Source organism: Streptomyces yangpuensis, from assembly GCF_024666385.1.
GTDB lineage: Bacteria > Actinomycetota > Actinomycetes > Streptomycetales > Streptomycetaceae > Streptomyces > Streptomyces yangpuensis.
In genome coordinates this window covers 3,453,748-3,473,913 of sequence record NZ_CP102514.1, presented here as the reverse complement: position 1 = coordinate 3,473,913, position 20,166 = coordinate 3,453,748, and the positions used below count along the sequence as shown (strand labels likewise).

Annotated in this window: 17 protein-coding genes; 4 read left to right on the top strand and 13 right to left on the bottom strand. The window is 71.6% G+C overall.

The window, feature by feature from the left end; all coding sequences use genetic code 11:
- Positions 1-159: 159 nt before the first annotated feature.
- The 7 genes from pstB to mshD form a co-directional block, all read right to left on the bottom strand.
- Positions 160-936, bottom strand: a complete 777-nt coding sequence (gene pstB / locus NRK68_RS15800; protein ID WP_046778612.1) for a phosphate ABC transporter ATP-binding protein PstB — start codon at positions 934-936, stop codon at positions 160-162.
- 29 nt (positions 937-965) lie between these two features.
- Complete coding sequence (pstA, locus tag NRK68_RS15795) at positions 966-2,048, bottom strand: phosphate ABC transporter permease PstA (RefSeq protein ID WP_183069688.1); 1,083 nt, start codon at positions 2,046-2,048, stop codon at positions 966-968.
- Positions 2,048-3,037: a phosphate ABC transporter permease subunit PstC gene (gene pstC, locus NRK68_RS15790; protein WP_183069687.1), complete on the bottom strand. Its 990-nt coding sequence runs from the start codon at positions 3,035-3,037 to the stop codon at positions 2,048-2,050. Before pstC ends, pstA begins: the two co-directional genes overlap by 1 nt.
- 141 nt (positions 3,038-3,178) lie before the next feature.
- A complete protein-coding gene (gene pstS, locus NRK68_RS15785) occupies positions 3,179-4,315 on the bottom strand; it encodes a phosphate ABC transporter substrate-binding protein PstS (protein ID WP_183069686.1) in 1,137 nt (378 codons plus the stop codon).
- Between the two features lie 248 nt (positions 4,316-4,563).
- Entirely contained in the window at positions 4,564-5,541 is a 978-nt protein-coding gene (locus tag NRK68_RS15780) for a CHAD domain-containing protein (protein WP_183069685.1), read from the bottom strand.
- A complete protein-coding gene (locus tag NRK68_RS15775) occupies positions 5,522-7,837 on the bottom strand; it encodes an RNA degradosome polyphosphate kinase (RefSeq protein ID WP_183069684.1) in 2,316 nt (771 codons plus the stop codon). Before NRK68_RS15775 ends, NRK68_RS15780 begins: the two co-directional genes overlap by 20 nt.
- 328 nt (positions 7,838-8,165) lie before the next feature.
- The gene (mshD, locus tag NRK68_RS15770; RefSeq protein ID WP_183069683.1) at positions 8,166-9,092 is read right to left on the bottom strand and encodes a mycothiol synthase; all 927 of its coding nucleotides are present in this window, start codon (positions 9,090-9,092) and stop codon (positions 8,166-8,168) included.
- 172 nt (positions 9,093-9,264) lie between these two features.
- Between mshD and NRK68_RS15765 the strand changes: the two genes are divergently transcribed.
- On the top strand, positions 9,265-11,082 hold the full coding sequence (locus tag NRK68_RS15765) for a bifunctional metallophosphatase/5'-nucleotidase (protein WP_183069682.1): 1,818 nt from the start codon (positions 9,265-9,267) through the stop codon (positions 11,080-11,082).
- Positions 11,083-11,180: 98 nt separating this feature from the next.
- Here the strand turns inward: NRK68_RS15765 and NRK68_RS15760 are convergent, their stop codons facing one another.
- Complete coding sequence (locus NRK68_RS15760; protein ID WP_183069681.1) at positions 11,181-11,969, bottom strand: alpha/beta fold hydrolase; 789 nt, start codon at positions 11,967-11,969, stop codon at positions 11,181-11,183.
- Between the two features lie 143 nt (positions 11,970-12,112).
- On the opposite strand from NRK68_RS15760, the gene NRK68_RS15755 reads away from it, so the two are divergent.
- Together NRK68_RS15755 and NRK68_RS15750 are read left to right on the top strand one after the other, a co-directional pair.
- The gene (locus tag NRK68_RS15755; RefSeq protein ID WP_183069680.1) at positions 12,113-12,682 is read left to right on the top strand and encodes a TetR/AcrR family transcriptional regulator; all 570 of its coding nucleotides are present in this window, start codon (positions 12,113-12,115) and stop codon (positions 12,680-12,682) included.
- 183 nt (positions 12,683-12,865) lie between these two features.
- Positions 12,866-13,732 (top strand): phosphatidylinositol-specific phospholipase C, encoded by an 867-nt coding sequence (locus NRK68_RS15750; RefSeq protein ID WP_183069713.1) that lies wholly within the window; start codon positions 12,866-12,868, stop codon positions 13,730-13,732.
- A 46-nt stretch (positions 13,733-13,778) separates the two neighbouring features.
- On the opposite strand, the gene NRK68_RS15745 is transcribed toward NRK68_RS15750, so the two are convergent.
- The 3 genes from NRK68_RS15745 to NRK68_RS15735 all read right to left on the bottom strand — a co-directional run bounded on the left by NRK68_RS15745 (position 13,779) and on the right by NRK68_RS15735 (position 17,383).
- A complete protein-coding gene (locus tag NRK68_RS15745; RefSeq protein WP_183069679.1) occupies positions 13,779-15,221 on the bottom strand; it encodes a sensor histidine kinase in 1,443 nt (480 codons plus the stop codon).
- Entirely contained in the window at positions 15,218-15,949 is a 732-nt protein-coding gene (locus NRK68_RS15740) for a response regulator transcription factor (RefSeq protein ID WP_183069678.1), read from the bottom strand. Before NRK68_RS15740 ends, NRK68_RS15745 begins: the two co-directional genes overlap by 4 nt.
- 183 nt (positions 15,950-16,132) lie before the next feature.
- On the bottom strand, positions 16,133-17,383 hold the full coding sequence (locus tag NRK68_RS15735; protein ID WP_257856040.1) for a S1C family serine protease: 1,251 nt from the start codon (positions 17,381-17,383) through the stop codon (positions 16,133-16,135).
- Between the two features lie 162 nt (positions 17,384-17,545).
- Between NRK68_RS15735 and NRK68_RS15730 the strand changes: the two genes are divergently transcribed.
- Positions 17,546-17,947 (top strand): hypothetical protein, encoded by a 402-nt coding sequence (locus NRK68_RS15730; protein ID WP_257856039.1) that lies wholly within the window; start codon positions 17,546-17,548, stop codon positions 17,945-17,947.
- A 14-nt stretch (positions 17,948-17,961) separates the two neighbouring features.
- Here the strand turns inward: NRK68_RS15730 and NRK68_RS15725 are convergent, their stop codons facing one another.
- Together NRK68_RS15725 and NRK68_RS15720 are read right to left on the bottom strand one after the other, a co-directional pair.
- Complete coding sequence (locus tag NRK68_RS15725) at positions 17,962-18,984, bottom strand: LacI family DNA-binding transcriptional regulator (RefSeq protein WP_030964671.1); 1,023 nt, start codon at positions 18,982-18,984, stop codon at positions 17,962-17,964.
- Positions 18,985-19,054: 70 nt separating this feature from the next.
- Positions 19,055-19,837 (bottom strand): response regulator transcription factor, encoded by a 783-nt coding sequence (locus NRK68_RS15720; RefSeq protein ID WP_183069675.1) that lies wholly within the window; start codon positions 19,835-19,837, stop codon positions 19,055-19,057.
- Between the last annotated feature and the right edge of the window lie 329 nt (positions 19,838-20,166).

Below are 20,166 nucleotides of genomic sequence, written 5' to 3'. Positions count from 1 at the left end.
GGATCGTGAACCTGGCCTTCGGCCAGTGGTACATGCCCGCGGTGCGCGGGTACGAAAGCGGGCCGGCTCCCCCCACCCAGGGGGAGCCGGCCCTCTTTTCTTTCTTCCGTCCCGCGGTGGCACCGCCATGCAGCACCGCGGGACGTCTCGCACATCTCTTTAGCCGAAGCGGCCGGAGATGTAGTCCTCGGTCGCCTGCACGGACGGGTTCGAGAAGATCCGGTCCGTGTCGTCGATCTCGATGAGCTTGCCGGGCTGGCCGACCGCCGCGAGGTTGAAGAAGGCGGTCCGGTCGGAGACGCGGGCGGCCTGCTGCATGTTGTGCGTCACGATGACGATCGTGAAGCGCTCCTTGAGCTCGCCGATCAGGTCCTCGATCGCGAGGGTGGAGATCGGGTCCAGGGCCGAGCAGGGCTCGTCCATCAGCAGGACCTGGGGCTCGACCGCGATGGCGCGGGCGATGCACAGACGCTGCTGCTGACCGCCGGAGAGGCCGGAGCCGGGCTTGTTCAGGCGGTCCTTGACCTCGTTCCAGAGGTTGGCGCCCTGGAGGGACCGCTCGACGATGTCGCCGAGCTCGGACTTCTTGAAGTTGCCGTTCAGCCGCAGACCCGCCGCCACGTTGTCGAAGATCGACATGGTGGGGAAGGGGTTCGGGCGCTGGAAGACCATGCCGACCGTGCGGCGGACCGCCACCGGGTCGACGCCGGCGCCGTACAGGTTCTCGTCGTCCAGCATCACCTTGCCCTCGACGCGGCCGCCGGGGGTGACCTCGTGCATGCGGTTCAGGGTGCGCAGGAAGGTGGACTTGCCGCAGCCGGAGGGGCCGATGAAGGCCGTCACCGAGCGGGGTTCGACGGTCATCGAGATGTCGTCGATGGCCTTGTGGGTGCCGTAGAAGGCGGACAGTCCGCTGACGTCGATTCGCTTCGCCATGGGGGTCACTTCGCTTTCATACAGTCGCGTCAGCGACCGGTCTTCGGGGCCTTCCAGCGGGCGATGCCGCGGGCCACCAGATTGAGGATCATGACGAAGGCGATCAGGACGAGCGCTGCGGCCCATGCCCGGTCGTAGGAGGCGTCACTGCCGACCTTGTACTGCTCCCAAATGTAGAGCGGGAGCGAGGACTGGGCGCCTTCGAAGGGGTTGCCGTTGATCAGCTGGGTACCGAAGACCAGCAGCATGATCGGGGCGGTCTCGCCGGCGATGCGGGCGACGGCCAGCATCAGGCCGGTGGCGATGCCGCCGATGGCGGTGGGGAGGACGACCTTGAGGATCACGCGCCACTTCGGTACACCGAGGGCCAGGGCGGCCTCGCGCAGCTCGTTGGGGACGAGCTTGAGCATCTCCTCGGTGGAGCGGACCACGACGGGCATCATCAGGATCGACAGGGCCATCGCGCCGGCGAAGCCGGAGGGGCCGAAGCCGAGCGCCAGGTTCCACGTCGTCAGGATGAACAGGCCCGCGACGATGGACGGGATGCCGGTCATGACGTCGACGAAGAAGGTGACGGCCTTGGCGAGCCGGCCCTTGCCGTACTCGACCAGGTAGACGGCGGTCAGCAGGCCGATCGGGGCCGCGATCAGGGTGGCCAGGGCGATCTGCTCGATGGTGCCGAGCAGTGCGTGGTAGACGCCGCCGCCCTCCTCGAAGCTGGTCACGCCGTTCATCGAGTGGGTGAGGAAGTCCCCGGTGAGGACCTTCACGCCGCGGCTGACGGTGGTCCAGATCAGCGAGAGCAGCGGGATCACCGCGAGGACGAAGGAGACCCACACGACGGAGGTCGCGATGCGGTCCTTGGCCTGGCGGCGGTTCTCGATCACCGCGCTGGCGGTGTACGTGATCACGAGGAACAGGAGGGCCGCGATCAGACCCCACTGGATCTTGCTCTGGAGGCCGAAGGCGAGGCCGATGCCGCTGCCGAGGGCGATCGAGAGGACCGCGATGCCGGCCGGGGCCCAGCGGGGCAGGCCGCCCCGGGTGAGGCCGGCGGGAGCGGCGGACCGGGGGGCCCGGGAGGGGCGCTGGTCCTGGAGTGCGTGGCTCATCAGGCGTTCGCCCCCGAGAAGTCCTTGCGGCGAGCGATGATCAGGCGAGCTGCACCGTTGACCAGCAGGGTGAGCAGGAAGAGGACCAGACCGGAGGCGATCAGCGCGTCCCGGCCGAACTCGTTGGCCTCGTCGAACTTCGCGGCGATGTTCTGCGCGAACGTGCCGCCGCCGGGGTCGAGGAGGTGGCCGGAGATCAGGAAGCTCGGCGACAGGACGGTGGCGACGGCCATGGTCTCGCCGAGCGCACGGCCGAGGCCGAGCATCGAGGCGGAGATGACGCCGGAGCGGCCGAAGGGCAGCACGGACATCCGGATGACCTCCCAGCGGGTCGCGCCGAGGGCCAGGGCGGCCTCCTCGTTCATGCGCGGGACCTGGAGGAAGACCTCGCGGCTGACGCTGGTCACGATCGGCAGGATCATGATCGCGAGCAGGATGCCGACGGTGAACAGCGAGCGGGCGACGCCGACCTGGGTCTTGTCGAAGACGTAGGTCCAGCCCATGTACTCGTCGAGCCAGAGGTTCAGGCCGGCCAGCTGCGGGACGAGGAAGAGGGCGCCCCAGATGCCGTAGATGATCGACGGCACGGCGGCCAGCAGGTCGACCACGTAGGCGATGGGCGCTGCCAGCTTGCGCGGCGCGTAGTGCGAGATGAACAGCGCGATGCCGACGGCGATCGGGACGGCGATGGCCATCGCGATGATCGAGCTGACGATGGTGCCGAAGAGGAGGACGGCGATGCCGAAGACGGGCGGGTTGGCCGACGCGTTCCAGTCGAAGGTGGTGAGGAAGTTCCCCTCGTTCTGCGACAGGGCGATCGAGGCTCGGTAGGTGAGGAAGACGGCGATCGACGCCATGATCACCAGGAGCAGGATGCCGGATCCCTTGGAGAGCCCGGCGAAGATCTTGTCACCGGCGCGGCCGGTGGACCTCGTACTCGTGGAGACGGGCGGAGCCGTGTCTATCTGGGTGGGTGTGGTGGAAGCCATGGTCTTTCCGGTCTGTGTGGGGGGCAGGCCCCCTGGCGGCGGTGCACCGGACTCCCCCGGGTGGAGGGGAAGGGGCTCCGGGGCCGGCCCGCCGCGTCCCCGGACGGGGGGAGGGGGCGGACCGGGCCTCGGAGCTCAGGACTAGCTCAGCGAGTTGATGACCTCGCGGACCTTGGCGTTGATCTCGGCCGGGATCGGCGCGTAGCCGTTCTCCAGGAGGATCTTCTGGCCCGCGTCGGACGCGGTGTAGTTCAGGAAGGACTTGACGGTCGGCAGGGTCTCCGCCTTGTTGCCCTTGTCGCAGACGACCTCGTACGTGACCAGGACGATCGGGTACGCGCCCTCGGCCTTGGTGGTGTAGTCGAGCTTGAGCGCCAGGTCCGAGCCGGTGCCGGCGATCTTGGCGGCGGCGATGGCCTTGGAGGCGTTCTCACCGGTGGCCTTGACCGGGGCGGCGGCGCCCGTGTTCAGGTCGACCGTCTTGATGCCCTGGGCGCTGGCGTAGGAGAGCTCGAAGTAGCCGATGGCACCGTCGACCTGCTTGACCTGGGTCGCGACACCGGAGGAGCCGGAGGCGCCGAGGCCGCCCGGGGCCGGCCACTTCTTCGCGGCCTCGTACGGCCAGGCGTCACCGGCGGTGGCCTTGAGGTACTTGCCGAGGTTCTCGGTGGTGCCCGAGTCCTCGGAGCGGTGGAAGTGCTGGATCGCGGTGGAGGGGAGCGTGACGCCGGGGTTCAGCTTCTTGATCGCCTCGTCGTCCCACTTCTTGATCTTGTCGTTGAAGATGTTGGCGATCGTGGCGGCGTCGAGGTTCAGCTTGTCGACCCCCGCGATGTTGAAGCCGAGGGCGATCGGGCCGCCGACCATGGGCAGGTCGATGCCCTGGCCGCCGGTGCAGATCTTCTTCGACTCCTCGACCTGCTCCGGCTTCAGCGCCGAGTCGGAGCCGGCGAAGCCGACGGTGCCCTGGTTGAAGGCGACGATGCCCTCACCGGAGGAGGAGGACTTGTAGTTGACCTCGACGCCGGAGCAGGCGGCCATGTAGTTCTTCACCCACAGGTCGACCGCGTTCTTCTGCGCGGAGGAGCCGGAGGCGAGCAGCTTGCCCTTGGCGCCGTCGCACTTGATGTCGCCGGCGGCCGGGGCGGCGGCCTTGGTGGCGCCGTCGCCGGTCTTGGTGTTGTCGTCCGAGCCGCACGCCGTGAGGACCAGGGCGCCGGACACGACAAGCGCACCGAGGGCGGAGGCACGAAGCATGTTCTTGCGCTGAAGCTTCACTTTCGGGTGTTCCTTCCAGAAGCCGCCGGCCGCTTTCCGTTCGTACCGGGCGGCGTGCGAAGAGGACTACGTCGGGTGCCGGGCGGGGCCGCTCCCTCTGTGGGCCGGCCTTCTCCGTGCACGACCGAAATTAGGCAGAACAGGTGAAGCAGCCGACCGGCCCGAGTGAACGGACGGTGAACCATGGCGGACGACCCGGTGCGTTCCGGCGCGTCCGCACGCAGTGGCCATCATCCGTTACCCCGCTGTTATATCGGTGTGACCGCGGGCTCCCTCAGCCACAGGTGCTGGAAGTCCGCCCGGGCCGCCTCGACCTCGTGGCGCTGGTCGGCGTGCAGGACGCCTAAGGCGTAGGCCGTGGCCGGGGCGATACGCGGGGTACGGGCCGCGGTGGCGGAGGCGGCGGCGGCCTCGGCGGCGTCACGGTGGCGGTCCAGGGCCTCGCCCGCGGCCGCCGGGCGGCTCACGTCCGCGCCGAGGACCTCCTGCGCGTACCGGTGGACCCTCAGGAGCCGGCGTACCTCGTGCCACTGGCCGTCGTGGTCCGCGTCGTACGGGCTCGGCGTCGCCTCGCGGGCACCGGGCGGCGGCAGCGCCGCCACCGCGGCCGACAGTCGGGATTCGGCCACGGCCGCGAGGGGAACGAGGACCTCCCCGACCCGCCCGCGGGCCGCGACCGCGTCGAGCGGGACCTCGGAGGCCAGCACCGCCACCGCGTCCGCCACCGCGTGGAAGCGGGACGAGCCGAGCGCCTGGAGGGTGGCCGAGTGGGCGCGGGTACGGGCGAGGGTCAGCTGGCGGTCCAGCAGTGCGCCCGCGCGCGCCGAGCCCACCGTCAGCGCACCGGCCGAGCCGCGCGGCGCCGGGAGCTCCGGGGACCCCGACAGCCGGTGCAGCGCGCCCGTCAGCCGGGCCAGCCGGGCGGCGTACGCGTCCTCGTCCGCCAGCGTCGAGGACAGCCACACCAGCTCGGTGCGCAGGCCGTCCGCCCAGGACGACTCGGTCACCACCCGGAACGTGGCCAGTGATCCGCTGATGCGGCGCGCGGCCCCCCGCAGGCTGTGCGCCGCGCCGCTGCTCTCGGCGGCGTCGGCCCCGCTCACGGCGCTCGGACTGTACCGACGCAGGGCGCGCAGGAACGCCGTGGCCTGCGAACGCAGGTACGTGCCCAGCACGTCACCTGCGTCCGGCTCTCCCGCCTGCGGGTTACGGTTTTGCTGAGCCACGCCGGCGCCTCCGGGCGTCTATGAGCGTCTCCTGTACGTGCCGCAGCGGCTGGCCGTCCGCGTCCGTGCTGTGCCGTGTCCATTCACCGTCCGGGCCCAGGTGCCAGGAGGAGGTGGCATCGGACATCCCGGTCTCCAGCATCCGGTCCAGTGCCGCGCGGTGGGCCGGGTCGGCGACCCTGACCAGTGCCTCGATACGGCGGTCGAGGTTGCGGTGCATCATGTCGGCGCTGCCGATCCACACCTCGGGCTCGCCGCCGTTGCCGAAGGCGAAGACCCGGGAGTGCTCCAGGAAACGGCCGAGGACCGAACGGACCCGGATGTTGTCCGAGAGCCCGGGGACTCCCGGGCGCACCGCGCAGATGCCGCGCACCCAGATGTCGACGGGAACGCCCGCCTGGGAGGCCCGGTAGAGCGAGTCGATCAGGGCCTCGTCGACGATCGAGTTCATCTTCAGGCGCACGTACGCGGGGCGGCCGGCCTTGTGGTGGGCGGCCTCCTTGTCGATGCGCGCGATCAGTCCGTCGCGCAGCGAGCGGGGGGCCACCAGCAGGCGGCGGTAGGTCTCGCGGCGGGAGTAGCCGGACAGCCGGTTGAAGAGGTCGGAGAGGTCCGCGCCGACCTGCGGGTCGGCGGTGAGCAGGCCGAGGTCCTCGTAGAGCCGGGCGGTCTTGGGGTGGTAGTTGCCGGTGCCCACGTGGGAGTAGCGGCGCAGGGTGTCGCCCTCCTGGCGGACGACGAGCGACAGCTTGCAGTGGGTCTTGAGGCCGACGAGCCCGTAGACGACGTGGCAGCCGGACTCCTCCAGCTTGCGCGCCCACTTGATGTTGGCCTGTTCGTCGAAGCGGGCCTTGATCTCGACGAGTACGAGGACCTGCTTGCCGGAGTCGGCGGCGTCGATCAGGGCGTCCACGATCGGGGAGTCGCCGGAGGTGCGGTAGAGCGTCTGCTTGATGGCGAGGACGTCCGGGTCGGCGGCGGCCTGCTCCAGGAAGGCCTGCACCGAGGTGGAGAAGGAGTCGTACGGGTGGTGCAGCAGCACGTCCCGCTCGCGCAGCGCGGCGAAGATGTCGGGCGCGTGCGCGGACTCGACCTCGGCGAGGTCGCGGTGGGTGCCGGCGACGAACTTCGGGTACTTCAGCTCCGGGATGTCCAGCGAGGCGATCCCGAAGAGGGCGGTCAGGTCGAGCGGCCCGGGCAGCGGGTACACCTCGGAGGCGTTGACGTTCAGCTCCTGCACGAGGAGGTCCAGGACGCCGGGGTCGATGGACTCCTCGACCTCCAGGCGCACGGGCGGGCCGAAGCGGCGCCGCATGAGCTCCTTCTCCAGGGCCTGGAGCAGGTTCTCCGCGTCGTCCTCCTCCACCTCCAGGTCCTCGTTTCGGGTCACGCGGAACATGTGGTGCGCGAGCACCTCCATGCCGGGGAACAGCTCCTCCAGGTGCGCGGCGATGACGTCCTCCAGCGGGACGTAGCGCTGCGGGGAGGCCTCCAGGAAGCGGGAGAGGATCGGCGGGACCTTGACCCGGGCGAAGTGGCGGTGGCCGCTGACGGGGTTGCGCACGACGACGGCCAGGTTGAGGGAGAGGCCGGAGATGTACGGGAAGGGGTGCGCGGGGTCCACGGCCAGCGGGGTCAGCACCGGGAAGATCTGGTTCCGGAACAGCGTGAAGAGGCGGGCCTGCTCCTTCTCGGTGAGGTCCGGCCAGCGGATGAGGTGGATGCCCTCCTCGGCCAGCGCCGGGGAGATGTCCTGCTGGAAGCAGGCGGCGTGGCGGGCCATGAGTTCGCGCGAGCGCGTCCAGATGAGGTCCAGCACCTCGCGGGGCTGCAGGCCGGAGGCCGATCGGGTAGCGACACCCGTCGCGATGCGCCGTTTGAGGCCGGCCACGCGGACCATGAAGAACTCATCGAGGTTGCTCGCGAAGATCGCCAGGAAGTTGGCGCGCTCCAGCAGCGGGGTCGTCGGGTCCTCGGCGAGCTCCAGCACCCGCTCGTTGAAGGCGAGCCAGCTGCGCTCCCGGTCGAGGAAGCGGTCCGGGGGCAGTTCCCCGCCGTCCTTGTCGTCGTAGGCGTCCAGGTCGGCGTCGAGGTCGGGGTCGAGGCCGAGGTGCGGGCGGTGCGCGGCGATGGAGCCTATGCGGGCGTGGGCCGCGGCGCCGGTGGCCTGGGCGCCGGCCTTGCCGGTGTCCTTGCCGGTGTCCTTGTCCGTGGGCTCGCCGGTGGCGGAGGCGGACGTGTGGGACGGGTGCTGTGCGGGGACCTCGGTGGGGCCGGCGCTGGGCTTGTGACTCATGACTCCATTCTTCCGCGCAAGCGGCAGGACAGGCGCGTCGGAGGCGTCGGCCGTGGGGCGGAGTCGGGGCTGCATTGGGGGAGGGTCGCAAGCGCGTCTGAATGCCCGGTTAATGGCGCATGGCTTCCCGGCTCCGGCTGCCGCACGAGTCGTTCCCGGAGGGCGCGGGGTGTGGTGGTGGTCGGGGGGTGTGCGCGGGTGCGGCGCCGTTGCCGGGGCGCTGCCCCGGACCCCGCGCCTTAAACGCCGGCGATGCCGATGGGGGCGGCGGGGCCGACTTGAGGCGGCGGGGTCGGGCGGGGCTGCCGGGCCTGGGGCTTGTGCGGGGTCAGCTTTCCGTGCGGTACATCAGGTCGACCTCGTGGGTGGTGAAGCCGAGGCCCCCGTACACGGCGAGGGCCGCCGGGTTGTCGGCGTCGACGTAGAGCATGGCCGTCGGCAGGCCCTGGGCCGCCAGATGCTGGAGGCCGATCGCGGTGAGGGCCTTGCCGAGCCCGCCGCCCTGCGCGCCCGGGAGGACGCCGACCACGTAGACCTCGCCGAGCTGTTCCGCCTCGTGGACCTTCGTCCAGTGGAAGCCGACGAGCTCGCCGTCGCGCTCGGCGAGGAAGAAGCCCTTGGCGTCGAACCAGGGCTGCGCGATGCGGTCGTCGAGGTCACGCTGGGTGAGCGAGCCCTGCTCGGGGTGGTGGGCGAAGGCGGCCGCGTTCGCCGCGAGCCAGGCCGCGTCGTCGGTGCCGGGCAGGAAGGTCCGTACCGTCACCCCGGGCGGGAGCACCGGCTCGGGGAGCGGGGCCCCTTCGGCCAGGGGCCGGCGCAGCTGGCGGAGCTCGCGGAAGAGGGTCAGGCCGAGCACCTGGGCGAGGTGCCGGGCGGCCGACTTGCCGCCGTGGGCCCATACCCGCAGCCGCTTGCCGGAGGCGGCCAGCAGGGCCATCCCCATCGCCCGGCCGTGGCCGCGGCCGCGCAGCGCCGGGTGTACGACGAGTTCGGCGGCCGGTGCCTCCACCGGGTCGGTGTCCTCCAGTTGCCCGTACGCGGCGAGCCGGCCGCCGTCGGTGAGCAGGAAGTGCCGGATGCCCGCGCGCGGTCCGCCGCGCAGCTGGAGCCTTCCCTGTTCGGACACGGCGGTGGTGCCGTCGGTACGCGCCGCGTCCTCGACCAGATCGAGGACGGCGTCGGCCTGTTCCCCCGTCAGCTCGTCGAGGGTCTCAATCTGCCGTCCCGGCTCCAGGGCCGCGCTTGCGTCAGTCATGGAACGAGCCTACGACCGTCCCGGCCGCCGAGCGGAGAGCGGCCGCGGGGTCGGTTTCCTTCTTCTGTGTGTAACCAACGCGATACCCGTTACCCCCTGGTAGAGCTACGCGCGTTGACCATAGGCTTCGGCGGACCTCCCGAGCAGTATCGCTGTCCACAAAGGGGACTAAATGTCAGCGACGCCACAACGGCACCGCCGAAACCGCCGGTTGACCTTCACCGCCCTCGCCGTCACGGCCGGGGCCGGCGCGATGGTCGCCGCCGCACTGCCGGCCGGAGCCGCGAGTGGTGGCGGTGCGGCCAAGAGCCGGACCGTCGATGTGCAGATGCTGTCGTTCAACGACTTCCACGGCACCCTGGAGCCCCCGCAGGGCTCCTCCGGCAACGTGACCGAGCGTCAGGCCGACGGCACCACCAAGGCCATACCCGCGGGCGGGGTCGAGTACCTCGCGACCGCCCTGCGCGAGGCCCGCAAGGGCCACGAGTACTCCGTCACCGCGGCGGCCGGCGACATGATCGGCGGCAGCCCGATGCTGTCCGGTCTGTTCCACGACGAGCCGAGCATCGAGGCGCTGAACAAGCTGGGGCTGAACGTCTCCAGCGTCGGCAACCACGAGTTCGACGAGGGCAAGGCCGAGCTGCGCCGCATGGCGTACGGCGGCTGCCACCCGGTCGAGGGCTGCTACGAGTTCGGCAAGGAGTTCACGGGCTCGACCTTCCAGTACCTCGCCGCGAACGTCACCGACGAGAAGACCAAGCGCCCCCTGATGTCGCCCACCTACGTGTGGAAGAAGGGCGACGTGAAGATCGGCTTCATCGGCGTCACCCTGGAGGGCACTCCGGACGTCGTGACCGCCGAGGGCGTCAAGGGCCTCAAGTTCGGCGACGAGATCGAGACGATCAACAAGTACGCCGCCGAGCTGAACAAGCAGGGCGTGAAGTCGATCGTCGCGCTGATCCACGAGGGCGGTCTGCCCGCGAGCGGCGCGTACAACTACGACTGTGACGTCCCGGGCGCCGGCGCCGGCATCTCGGGCGCGATCGTGGACATCGCCAAGAACGTCGACGCCAAGGTCGACGCGCTGGTCACGGGCCACACGCACCAGGCCTACGCCTGCAACATCCCCGACCCGGCGGGCAACCCGCGCGCGGTGACCTCGGCGGCCTCCATCGGCCGTCTGTTCACGGACACCACGCTCACCTACGACCGGCAGACCAAGGACATCGTCCGTACGCCGGTCAGCTCCCCCAAGCCGGTCAACAAGGTCGTCACCCGGGACCAGCCCAAGGCCCCGGACATGACCGAGCTTATCCAGCGCTGGAACGCCCTGGCGGCCCCGATCGCCAACCGCCCGCAGGGCTTCATCTCGGCCGACATCCCGGGCCGCGGCTCGGCGGAGCCCGAGAAGCCGCTCGGTGACCTGATCGCCGACGCCCAGCTGGAGGCGCTCGCCCCGGCGGACAAGGGCGGCGCGCAGCTGGCCATCATGAACCCGGGCGGTATCCGCTCGGACCTCGCCTACAAGGCCTCGGGGTCCGAGGGCGACGGTGTGGTGACGTACGGCGAGTCCTTCACGGTCCAGCCGTTCACCAACATGATGAACATCGTGGACCTGACCGGCGCGCAGCTGATCACCGCGCTCCAGCAGCAGGTCAGCGGCCCGGTCAACGGCGTGAGCCCGAAGATCCTGCAGGTGTCGAAGGGCTTCACCTACACGCTCGACATGACGAAGGCGGGCGCCGACCGCATCGTCGTGGACTCGGTCCGGCTCAACGGTGAGGCGATCGACCCCGCCAAGACCTACCGGGTCGCGATGAACGAGTTCCTCGCGGGCGGCGGTGACGGCTTCACCGTCCTGAAGGAGCACAAGAACAAGCTGGTGGGCGCGTCCGACCTGGACTGCTTCAACGCCTACCTGACGAAGAACTCCTCGGCGTCCTCGCCGATCGCCCCGCCGGCGGCGAACCGGATCACCGTCATCAAGTAGTACGCGCGTACAGCACGCCCGAAGGGGCGGCGGGCCCACCGGCCCGCCGCCCCTTCGGCGTTCCCCGTGCACCCCCGTGGCGCGGGGACGGGTGCGGATCAGTGGGCCGCCAGGAAGCTCCCGACGGCCTCGTGGACCCCCTGGGGGTCCGTGAAGGGCACGAAGTGGTCGCCGTTCAGGGGGGTGTACGAGGTCTTGGGGCGGCGCGCGACCATCGCGTCGGCGATGTCCCGGCGCAGGGCCTGGCTGTGGATGCCGTGGATGAGGACGGCGGGGCAGGTACTGGCGAGCCAGGCGTCCCAGTGGTCGCCCCGGCAGGCCTCGATGGAGTCGAGCATGTCCTGCGGGTGGAACGGCAGGCGCCAGCCGTCGCCGGAGGGGAGCGGGCGCAGGGCCTGCTCGACGAACCGGGCGCCCACCGGCCCGGCGGCCTCGAGGAGTTCCTCGCGGGTGGGGGCGGTGTACCGCATGGTGTGCAGGAAGTCGAAGAGGGGCCCCTCGGTGGTGGGGCGGATCTCGACGGTGGCGTCGACGCCGACGAGTGCGGAGATCCGGTCGGGGTGGGCGGCGGCGAGGTGGTAGGCGTTGAGGCCGCCGAGGGAGTAGCCGAGGAGGGCCACGGGGGCGTCGAGGCCGAGGTGGTCGAGGAGGGCGACGGCGTCGGAGACGTAGCCCTCGCGGCGGTGGTGCGGGGCCCGGTCGGAGCTGCCGTGGCCGCGCTGGTCGGGGGCGACGACCCGCCAGGCGTCACCGAGGTGCGCGGCGAGCCCGGCGAAGGCGAGGCCTTCGGACAGGCCGCCGTGCAGGGCGAGCAGCGGGCGGCCGGAGCCGCCGGAGTCCACGTAGGACAGGGTGCGGTCGTCGATCTTCATCTCGTGGCGCTGCATGGCGGTCCTCCCCGTTTCGGCGGTCTGCCGGTCTGCCGGTCTGCCGGTCTGCCGGTGACTGAACCCTGCCAGGATTTGGGCAAGCGCGCAATACGCATGTGTAGGGCGGTTGCCCAAAAAGGTGCGGCGGCTACGATCCGGGCATGGGAAATCGCGAGGACCTGCTGGCCGGAGCCCGGCGCTGCCTGGAGGAGAAGGGCTATCTGCGGACGACCGTGCGCGACATCGCCACGGCCGCGGAGGTGAGCATGGCGGCGATCGGCTACCACTTCGGATCGCGCGAGGCGCTGCTCAACCAGGCGCTGTTCGCCGCGATGGAGGAGTGGGCGGCGGGCTCCGGCCGGCTGGCCGGCGAGGGTGCGACCGCGGGGGAGCGCTACGCCGACACCTGGGACCGCAAGATCCGGGACTTCGCCGAGACGCGCTGGCTCTGGCTGGCCTCCGTCGAGGCCTTCGTGCACGCGCAGTCCTCGCCCGAACTGCTCGCGATCCTGGCCGAGGGGCAGCGCCGCAACCGCCGGATGGTGGCCGCCGTGCTGCGCGGGGTGCCGGAGGCGGAGGTCACGGAGGAGGACGTACGCTCCCTCGGCTCGCTGCACATCGCGCTGCTGAGCGGGGTGATGGTGCAGACCCTCACCGATCCCGAGCGGGCGCCGGACGGCCGGGAGCTGCTCCGGGGGCTGCGCGAGATGACCGGACTGCTCGAGGACTGAGCGAGGGCCGCTCGCCGGCCGATCCCTACCAATGGGTAGTAAAGCTGATGTGTGCACGCCATAATCCGGCCATCACCGGTCGGCGAAGGGGCGGGCATGCGCATCGGCACGAGCACGGGCAGGGCCGCGAGCGGGGGCGGGGCAGCGAGCACGGACACGAGCGGCCCGGCCGCCGCACCGGGCATGGGCCGCCGGGCGTTCCTCGCGGGCGCACTCGCCGTGGGAGCCGCCGCCGGTCTGGGAGCCGCGTCCGTCCCGGCCTCCGCGGCCGCCCTCGGCACCCAGGACTGGATGGCCGGCCTCGGCGACGCCACCGCCCTCCAGCGCATGACCATCCCCGGCACCCACGACTCCGGCGCGACCAGGGGCGGACTCTACGTCGCCTGCCAGAACACCTCGATCGCCCAGCAGCTCGACTCCGGCATCCGCTTCCTCGACGTCCGCTGCCGGGTCACGGGCGGCTCCTTCGCCATCCACCACGGCTCCTTCTTCCAGGACCTGATGTTCGGTGACGTCCTCGTCGCCTGCCGGAACTTCCTCGCCGCGCACCCCGGCGAGACCGTCCTGATGCGCGTCAAGCAGGAGTACTCCGGCGAGAGCGACGCCACCTTCCGCGCCGTCTTCGACGACTACCTCGACAACCGCGGCTGGCGCCCGCTGTTCCGGATCGCCGACGCCCTGCCCACCCTCGGCCAGGCCCGCGGCCGCGTGGTCCTGCTCGCCGACAACGGCGGCCTGCCGGGCCTGCGCTACGGCGACGGCAACGTCTTCGACATCCAGGACGACTGGAACGCCGAGCCCTTCGCCAAGCGCGGCAAGATCGAGAACCACTTCCGCAAGGCCGTTCAGCAGCCCGGGAAGCTTTTCGTCAACTACGTCAGCACCTCGGCCTACATGCCGCCGCGATGGAACTCCGACCGCCTCAACCCGCAGGTGCACGCCTTCGTCGACGGCGGGGAGATGGCCGGCCGGACCGGGCTCGGCATCGTCCCCATGGACTTCCCGAACACCCGCTCCGGCCTGGTCGCCGCACTGATCCGGCACAACTGACGCATCGGCTCACGGCTCGGCCCACGGGGGCGGCCCACGGCTCGGCCTACTGGTCGACCGGAGGCTCGACCGACGGCTCGGACGGCGGCGGGGTCGGCGCTCCCGGGATACGGAGCACCGCCTCCGTGCCCGGACCGCCGTCCGTCGCCGCCCGCAGCTCCGCGCTGCCGCCCGCGCGGGCCGCCGTACGGGCCACGATCGACAGGCCCAGCCCGCTGCCGGGCAGGGCGCGGGCCGAGGGGGACCGCCAGAACCGCTCGAAGACGTGCGGCAGGTCGTCCGCCGGGATGCCCGGCCCGTGGTCCCGTACGGTCAGCTCGCCCGCCCGCAGCGTCACCTCCACCGAACCGCCCGGCGGGCTGAACTTCACCGCGTTGTCCAGGACATTGACCACCGCCCGCTCCAGCGCCGCCGCCTCACCCCGTACGTACCAGGGCTCCAGGTCCGAGGCGAACACCAGCTCCGGGCCGCGCAGCCGGGCCCGGGACAGCGCGGCCGCGGCGATCTCGTGCAGGGCGACCACACCGAGCGGGCCGGGCGGGGCCGCGTCCGGCCGGGACAGCTCCTGCAGGTCACCGATCAGCGAGGCCAGCTCCGTCATCTGCGCCTTGACCGAGGCCAGCAGCTCCCGCCGGTCGTCGGGCGGGATGGCCCGGCCGGTCTCCTCGCTGCGCGCGAGGAGTTCGATGTTGGTGCGCAGCGAGGTCAGAGGTGTGCGCAGCTCGTGCCCGGCGTCCGCGATCAGCTGGGCCTGCCGCTCCTGGGAGGACGCCAGGGCCGCGGTCATCGAGTTGAAGGACCGCGACAGGCGGGCGATCTCGTCGTCGCCCTCGTCGGGGATCCGTACCGTCAGGTCCTCGGTGCGGGCGATGTGCTCGACGGCGTCGGTCAGCTCGTCCACGGGCCGCAGTCCCGTACGGGCCACCCACAGGCCGGCCGCGCCGGCGCCGACCACCCCGACGCCGCAGACCAGGAGCAGCACCCAGGCCAGCGTGGACAGGGGCTTGTCGATGTCGGCGAGCGGCTTGGCCACGGTCAGCGCGGCCGGCCCCCCGTCGAGCAGGGCGGGCTGGGTGTAGACGCGGACCGCCACCCCGTCGGAGGTGGTCGCGTCGTAGAGGGCGGCCCCGCGCCGCCGCTGGGCGACCTCCAGGTCGATGGAGCTGATCCGCAGGGTGCTGCGGCCGTCGATCCAGCAGTGGCTGCCGTCCGGCCGCACGATCTGCACCTGGGCGCTGAGGTTGTTGGCGGGCCGCTCCGGGAGCGCGCCGGTGACGGACACGCAGCCGATCGAGCGGTAGACCTGATTGGCCTGCGCCTCGGCGTTGGTGGCGCGCAGCGCGCTGTCCAGCTGGTCGCGCAGCTGGGTGCGGACCATCACCCAGGACACCGCGGCCACGCCCGCCACGGCCAGCGCCACCGCCACCGTGACCAGCAGGGCCAGCCGGGAGCGCAGCGGCAGCGCGCGGAAGCGGGCGAGCGGGCTCACTCGGGCCCGCCGTCACCGGCGCGCAGTACGTAGCCCACCCCGCGCACGGTGTGGACCAGGCGCGGCTCGCCGCCCGCCTCGGTCTTGCGGCGCAGGTACATCACGTACACGTCCAGGGAGTTGGAGCTGGGCTCGAAGTCGAACCCCCAGACGGTCTTGAGGATCTGCTCACGGGTCAGGACCTGGCGGGGGTGCGCGAGGAACATCTCCAGCAGCGTGAACTCGGTACGGGTCAGCTCCACCGGGCGTCCGGACCGGGTGACCTCGCGGGTCGCGAGGTCCATGCGCAGGTCGCCGAAGGCCAGGACGTCCTCCGGGGCTGCGCCGCCGGCCTGAGGGGCGGCGTAGGAGCTGCGCCGCAGCAGGGCGCGGACGCGGGCGAAGAGCTCATCGAGCTCGAACGGTTTGACGAGGTAGTCGTCGGCGCCCGCGTCGAGGCCGGTGACGCGGTCGCCGACGGTGTCGCGGGCGGTGAGCATCAGGATCGGCGTGGTGCTGCCGGAGGCGCGCAGCCGGCGGGCCGCCGTGAGCCCGTCCATCCGCGGCATCTGGATGTCCAGCACGATCAGGCCGGGGGCGTACGAGGCCGCCTTGTCGAGGGCATCGAGCCCGTCGACGGCGGTCTGCACGGCGTACCCCTCGAAGGCGAGGCTGCGGCGCAGGGCCTCGCGTACGGCCGGTTCGTCGTCGACGACGAGGATCCGCGCTTCGCCCTCGGCGGGGTTCATGGATGGGTCTCCCAGGTGTGGTGGCCGGCTGCGGGGTCCGCCGGGTGACGGCGCCTCCAGCGTCGCACGGACGGCTGGGGGGTGTCCGGCAGATCAGGCCGGGCCCGGGCCGCCCGGTGCCGCGCCTTGCCGCGTTGTCGTCACGCTCCGCGTCGACTCCCTCCTCCGCCTTGCAATCACCCCCTAGAAGGACGTGCCGAAGCCGTCTGCGAAGGAGCCGCCGCCGGAGGTGTCGGGGGTGCCGGTGAAGCCCTTGCCGCCGGGGCCGCCCTTGCGCAGGGAGTCCAGGTCGGCCTTGATCGTGTCGACGGGGATGGCGAAGCCGAGGCCGACGCTGCCCGCGGCGGAACCGGCCGAGGCGGGGGAGTAGATCGCGGAGGGCATGCCCACGATCTCGCCGTTCATGTTGAACAGGGCGCCGCCGGAGTTGCCGGGGTTGAGGGAGGCGTCGGTCTGGAGGGCCTTGTACGAGGTGGTGTTCGAGCCGGTGTCGCCGTTGAACTGCCGGCCGCCGAAGGAGAAGGGCCAGCTGTCGTCCTGCCGGCGGTTCTGCGGGGCGCTCCGCTCCGACTTGGGCACCTTCACCTCGCGGTTCAGCGCCGAGACGATGCCGCTGGTCACGGTGCCGGTGAGGCCGTCGGGGGAGCCGATGGCGACGACCTGGTCGCCGACCTTGACGCTGCCGGAGTCGCCGAGCTTCGCGGGCTTGAGGCCGGACGCGCCCTGGAGCTTGATCAGGGCCAGGTCCTTGTCGGGGTCGGTGCCGACGATCTTGGCGGGGTACTTCCTGCCGTCGCTCGTCGTCACCTGGATCTCGGTGGCGCCGTCCACGACGTGGTTGTTCGTGGCGATCTCGCCGTCGGCGGAGAGCACGATGCCGGAGCCGGTGCCCTGACCGGATCCGGTACGGGTGTCGATGCGGACGACCGAGGGGCTGACCTGCTCGGCGAGAGCTGAGACGGTGCCGCTGCTGGACTGCGAGACGTTCGTGCCGGTGACCCCGCCGGCGGTGCCTGTCTGCCGCTCCATCAGCTGCTGGACGGCGGCCGCGGTGCCGCCGCCGACCAGGGCCGCGGCGAGCGCGACGGCGGCCAGCAGGGCGACGGGCCTCTTCGCGCGCCGGCCGGGGGCGGCATGGGCCGGCCCCTGCGGGAGGCCGCCGCCTCCGCCGTCACCGCCCTCGCCGCCCTCGTCGCCGGCTCCCGCCGGGACCGTCTCGCCGCGGATGACCGGCGGCTGGTGCGCCTCGTACCAGCCGGGTGCGGCCGGCGGGTGGGCGGGCGGCGGCGGGTACGCCCCCGTCCCGGCTCCGGCTCCGACTCCGGCCTCGTGTGCCAGCCGGTCGCGTCCGCGCTGCCAGTGCTCGCCGAACGGCGCGTGCTGGGGGCGGTGTTCCTGCGGGTACTCGCCTTCGCGGCGGAAGCTCTCGGTCATGGGACGACTCTCCCCGCCGTTGATGAGAGCTTCCTGAGTCCGGCCTGAGAAGCCCGACAGAACCGCGTATGCCCGATGTAAGGACGCTTCCCGTTCCCTCCCCCTTCCGCTATCTTGAACGCGTTCAAATGAACGTGTTCACATGCTGATCGGGGGATCGTGATGGACGAGGTCGTACGGCGGAAGGTGTCCCGCGTGCCGTGGCGGCTGGCGGTGACGGCGGCCGCGGTGACGGCCGCCGCGACGGCGTGGTCGGCGACCGTGGGGACGGGGGACGTGCTGCCCCGCGTGTACCTGGCGGTTCTTGCCGTCGTGGCACTGCCGCTGCTCGCGCGTCACGCGCCGACGGCCTTCACCCGCGTCTGCCTGCTCGCCGGGATGGTCCTGCTGTGGGTGTCGCTGATCGGGGCCGCGTTCGGACTCGGGCCCGTCGTCGCGGCGGCGCTCCTGCTGCTGGCCGCATCGGTCGCCGATCGCGACAACCCGCCGACCGGCTGTTCGGTGGCGCTGGCCGCGGCGCTGCCGCCGGTGTTCTTCCTGCTGGCCTTCCTCTTCGCCTACTGAGGCGGCCCGGCTCCCTACTTGCAGCCGCAGGAGCGCCGGATCACCAGGGCCGACGGGAACTGCTTGAGGCGCTCGCGGCGGGAGCCGGCCACACGCAGGCCGTCGTCCAGTACCAGGTCCACCGCCGCGCGGGCCATCGCCGGGCGGTCCGAGGCGATCGTGGTCAGCGGCGGGTCCGTGAGGGCCGCCTCCTTCACGTCGTCGAAGCCCGCCACCGCCAGCTCCCCGGGCACGTCGATGCGCAGCTCGCGCGCGGCGCGCAGCACACCGATCGCCTGGTCGTCCGTGGCGCAGAAGACGGCCGTCGGCCGGTCGGGCCGCGCCAGGACCTCCAGGGCGACCGTGTACGCGTCGTAGCGGTTGTACGGGGCCTCGATGAGCCGGCCCTCGACCGAGCGGCCGGCCTCCAGCATGGCCCGCCGCCAGCCCTCGACGTGGTCGGCGACCGGGTCGCCGACCGACGGGGTGTTCTCGATGCCGCCGATGCAGGCGACGTACTCGTGTCCGTGCTCCAGCAGGTGCCGGGTGGCGAGCTGGGCGCCGCCGATGTCGTCCGTGACGACCGCGACGTCGTCGATCGCCTCCGGGCGCTCGTGCAGCAGCACCACGCGGGCGTCCCAGGCCTCGATCTCGCTGGCGGCCTGCTCGCTCATGCCCTGGCTGACCAGGATCAGCCCGGACACCCGCATCCCGAGGAAGGCCCGCAGGTAGTGGACCTCGCGCTCGGTGCGGTAGTCGGAGTTCCCGACCAGGACCATCTTTCCGCGCTCGGCGGCGGCCTGCTCGACCGCGTGCGCCATCTCCGCGAAGAACGGCTGACGGGCATCGGGGACGATCATGCCTATGAGGTCGGTGCGCCGCGACGCCATCGCCTGGGCGACCCGGTCCGGGCGGTAGCCCAGGTCCTTGATCGCGGCGAGGACACGCTCGCGCGTGGCCGGGGCGACCGGCCGGGGTCCGTTGTTGATGACGTAGCTCACGACGGCGGTAGAAGTACCCGCAAGTCGCGCTACGTCATCCCGCGTCACCTTGGCCACGCGCGGAAGTCTACGCGGGGTGACCTACCTCTGGGCAGGGCGTCCTGAAGACCGGACGATCATCCGACGCTTAGGCCGACCGGGTGGTGGCCCCGGAAGCCCGTACGGAGCCCTCCGCGGCCGCCTCCGCGGCGACCTGGGCCGCAGCCTGGGCCGCGGCCTCGGCGGCCGCCCGCTCGACCTTCTCCGGCGTGACGAAGCGGTAGCCGACGTTGCGGACCGTACCGATCAGGGACTCGTGCTCGGGGCCGAGTTTCGCGCGCAGCCGCCGTACGTGCACGTCGACCGTCCGGGTGCCGCCGAAGTAGTCGTAGCCCCAGACCTCCTGCAGCAGCTGGGCACGGGTGAAGACGCGGCCCGGGTGCTGCGCGAGGTACTTGAGGAGCTCGAACTCCTTGAAGGTGAGATCCAGCACCCGCCCCTTGAGCTTGGCGGAGTACGTGGCCTCGTCCACCGACAGGTCGCCGTTGCGGATCTCCATGGGGGAGTCGTCCGAGCCGAGCTGCTGACGGCCCGTGGCCAGCCGCAGGCGCGCCTCGACCTCGGCGGGACCGGCGGTGTCCAGGAGCACGTCGTCGATGCCCCAGTCGGCGGTGACGGCCGCCAGGCCGCCCTCGGTGACGACGAGGATCAGCGGACAGCCGGGGCCGGTGGAACGCAGCAGCTGGCACAGCGACCGGACCTGCGGCAGGTCGCGGCGGCCGTCGACGAGGATGACGTCGGCGCCCGGGGTGTCCACGAGGGCCGGGCCCTCGGCCGGCGCCACCCGGACGTTGTGCAGCAGCAGGCCGAGTGCGGGCAGCACTTCGGTGGACGGCTGCAGCGCGTTGGTGAGCAGCAGGAGCGAGCTCATGACCGACCACCTGCCCGGGCCGGACGGTGGTGCACGGTTCGCTGGTCCATCACGTCGGTTCCTCCTCGGTCCCGTCGAGGACGTGCGCGGTACTGCTTCGTACGTGTCGCCTGGTGCCCTCGCGGCCCCGCGCCCCGGGGTTCCGCTCGGTCACCACTGTTCTCGGTTCGTTCAACGTGCTGAAAGCACAAAAGGACCCGGGGGCCACATTGCCCGGATCCTCTCGCCAAGCAGAATAGCCCACTCGCTCTTTCCCGGCCGGGACTCTCCTGCATCGTCTGCTGTGGTTCCTGCCACGCTCCTGCCATGTCCCCGCCCTGCGTATGCAC

Bases quoted from the DNA above. Each gene is read 5' to 3' on its own strand.
- pstB (WP_046778612.1), bottom strand. From the start codon at position 936: ATGGCGAAGCGAATCGACGTCAGCGGACTGTCCGCCTTCTACGGCACC.
- pstA (WP_183069688.1), bottom strand. From the start codon at position 2,048: ATGAGCCACGCACTCCAGGACCAGCGCCCCTCCCGGGCCCCCCGGTCC.
- pstC (WP_183069687.1), bottom strand. From the start codon at position 3,037: ATGGCTTCCACCACACCCACCCAGATAGACACGGCTCCGCCCGTCTCC.
- NRK68_RS15775 (WP_183069684.1), bottom strand. From the start codon at position 7,837: ATGAGTCACAAGCCCAGCGCCGGCCCCACCGAGGTCCCCGCACAGCAC.
- mshD (WP_183069683.1), bottom strand. From the start codon at position 9,092: ATGACTGACGCAAGCGCGGCCCTGGAGCCGGGACGGCAGATTGAGACC.
- NRK68_RS15765 (WP_183069682.1), top strand. From the start codon at position 9,265: ATGTCAGCGACGCCACAACGGCACCGCCGAAACCGCCGGTTGACCTTC.
- NRK68_RS15760 (WP_183069681.1), bottom strand. From the start codon at position 11,969: ATGCAGCGCCACGAGATGAAGATCGACGACCGCACCCTGTCCTACGTG.
- NRK68_RS15755 (WP_183069680.1), top strand. From the start codon at position 12,113: ATGGGAAATCGCGAGGACCTGCTGGCCGGAGCCCGGCGCTGCCTGGAG.
- NRK68_RS15750 (WP_183069713.1), top strand. From the start codon at position 12,866: ATGGGCCGCCGGGCGTTCCTCGCGGGCGCACTCGCCGTGGGAGCCGCC.
- NRK68_RS15740 (WP_183069678.1), bottom strand. From the start codon at position 15,949: ATGAACCCCGCCGAGGGCGAAGCGCGGATCCTCGTCGTCGACGACGAA.
- NRK68_RS15735 (WP_257856040.1), bottom strand. From the start codon at position 17,383: ATGACCGAGAGCTTCCGCCGCGAAGGCGAGTACCCGCAGGAACACCGC.
- NRK68_RS15730 (WP_257856039.1), top strand. From the start codon at position 17,546: ATGGACGAGGTCGTACGGCGGAAGGTGTCCCGCGTGCCGTGGCGGCTG.
- NRK68_RS15720 (WP_183069675.1), bottom strand. From the start codon at position 19,837: ATGAGCTCGCTCCTGCTGCTCACCAACGCGCTGCAGCCGTCCACCGAA.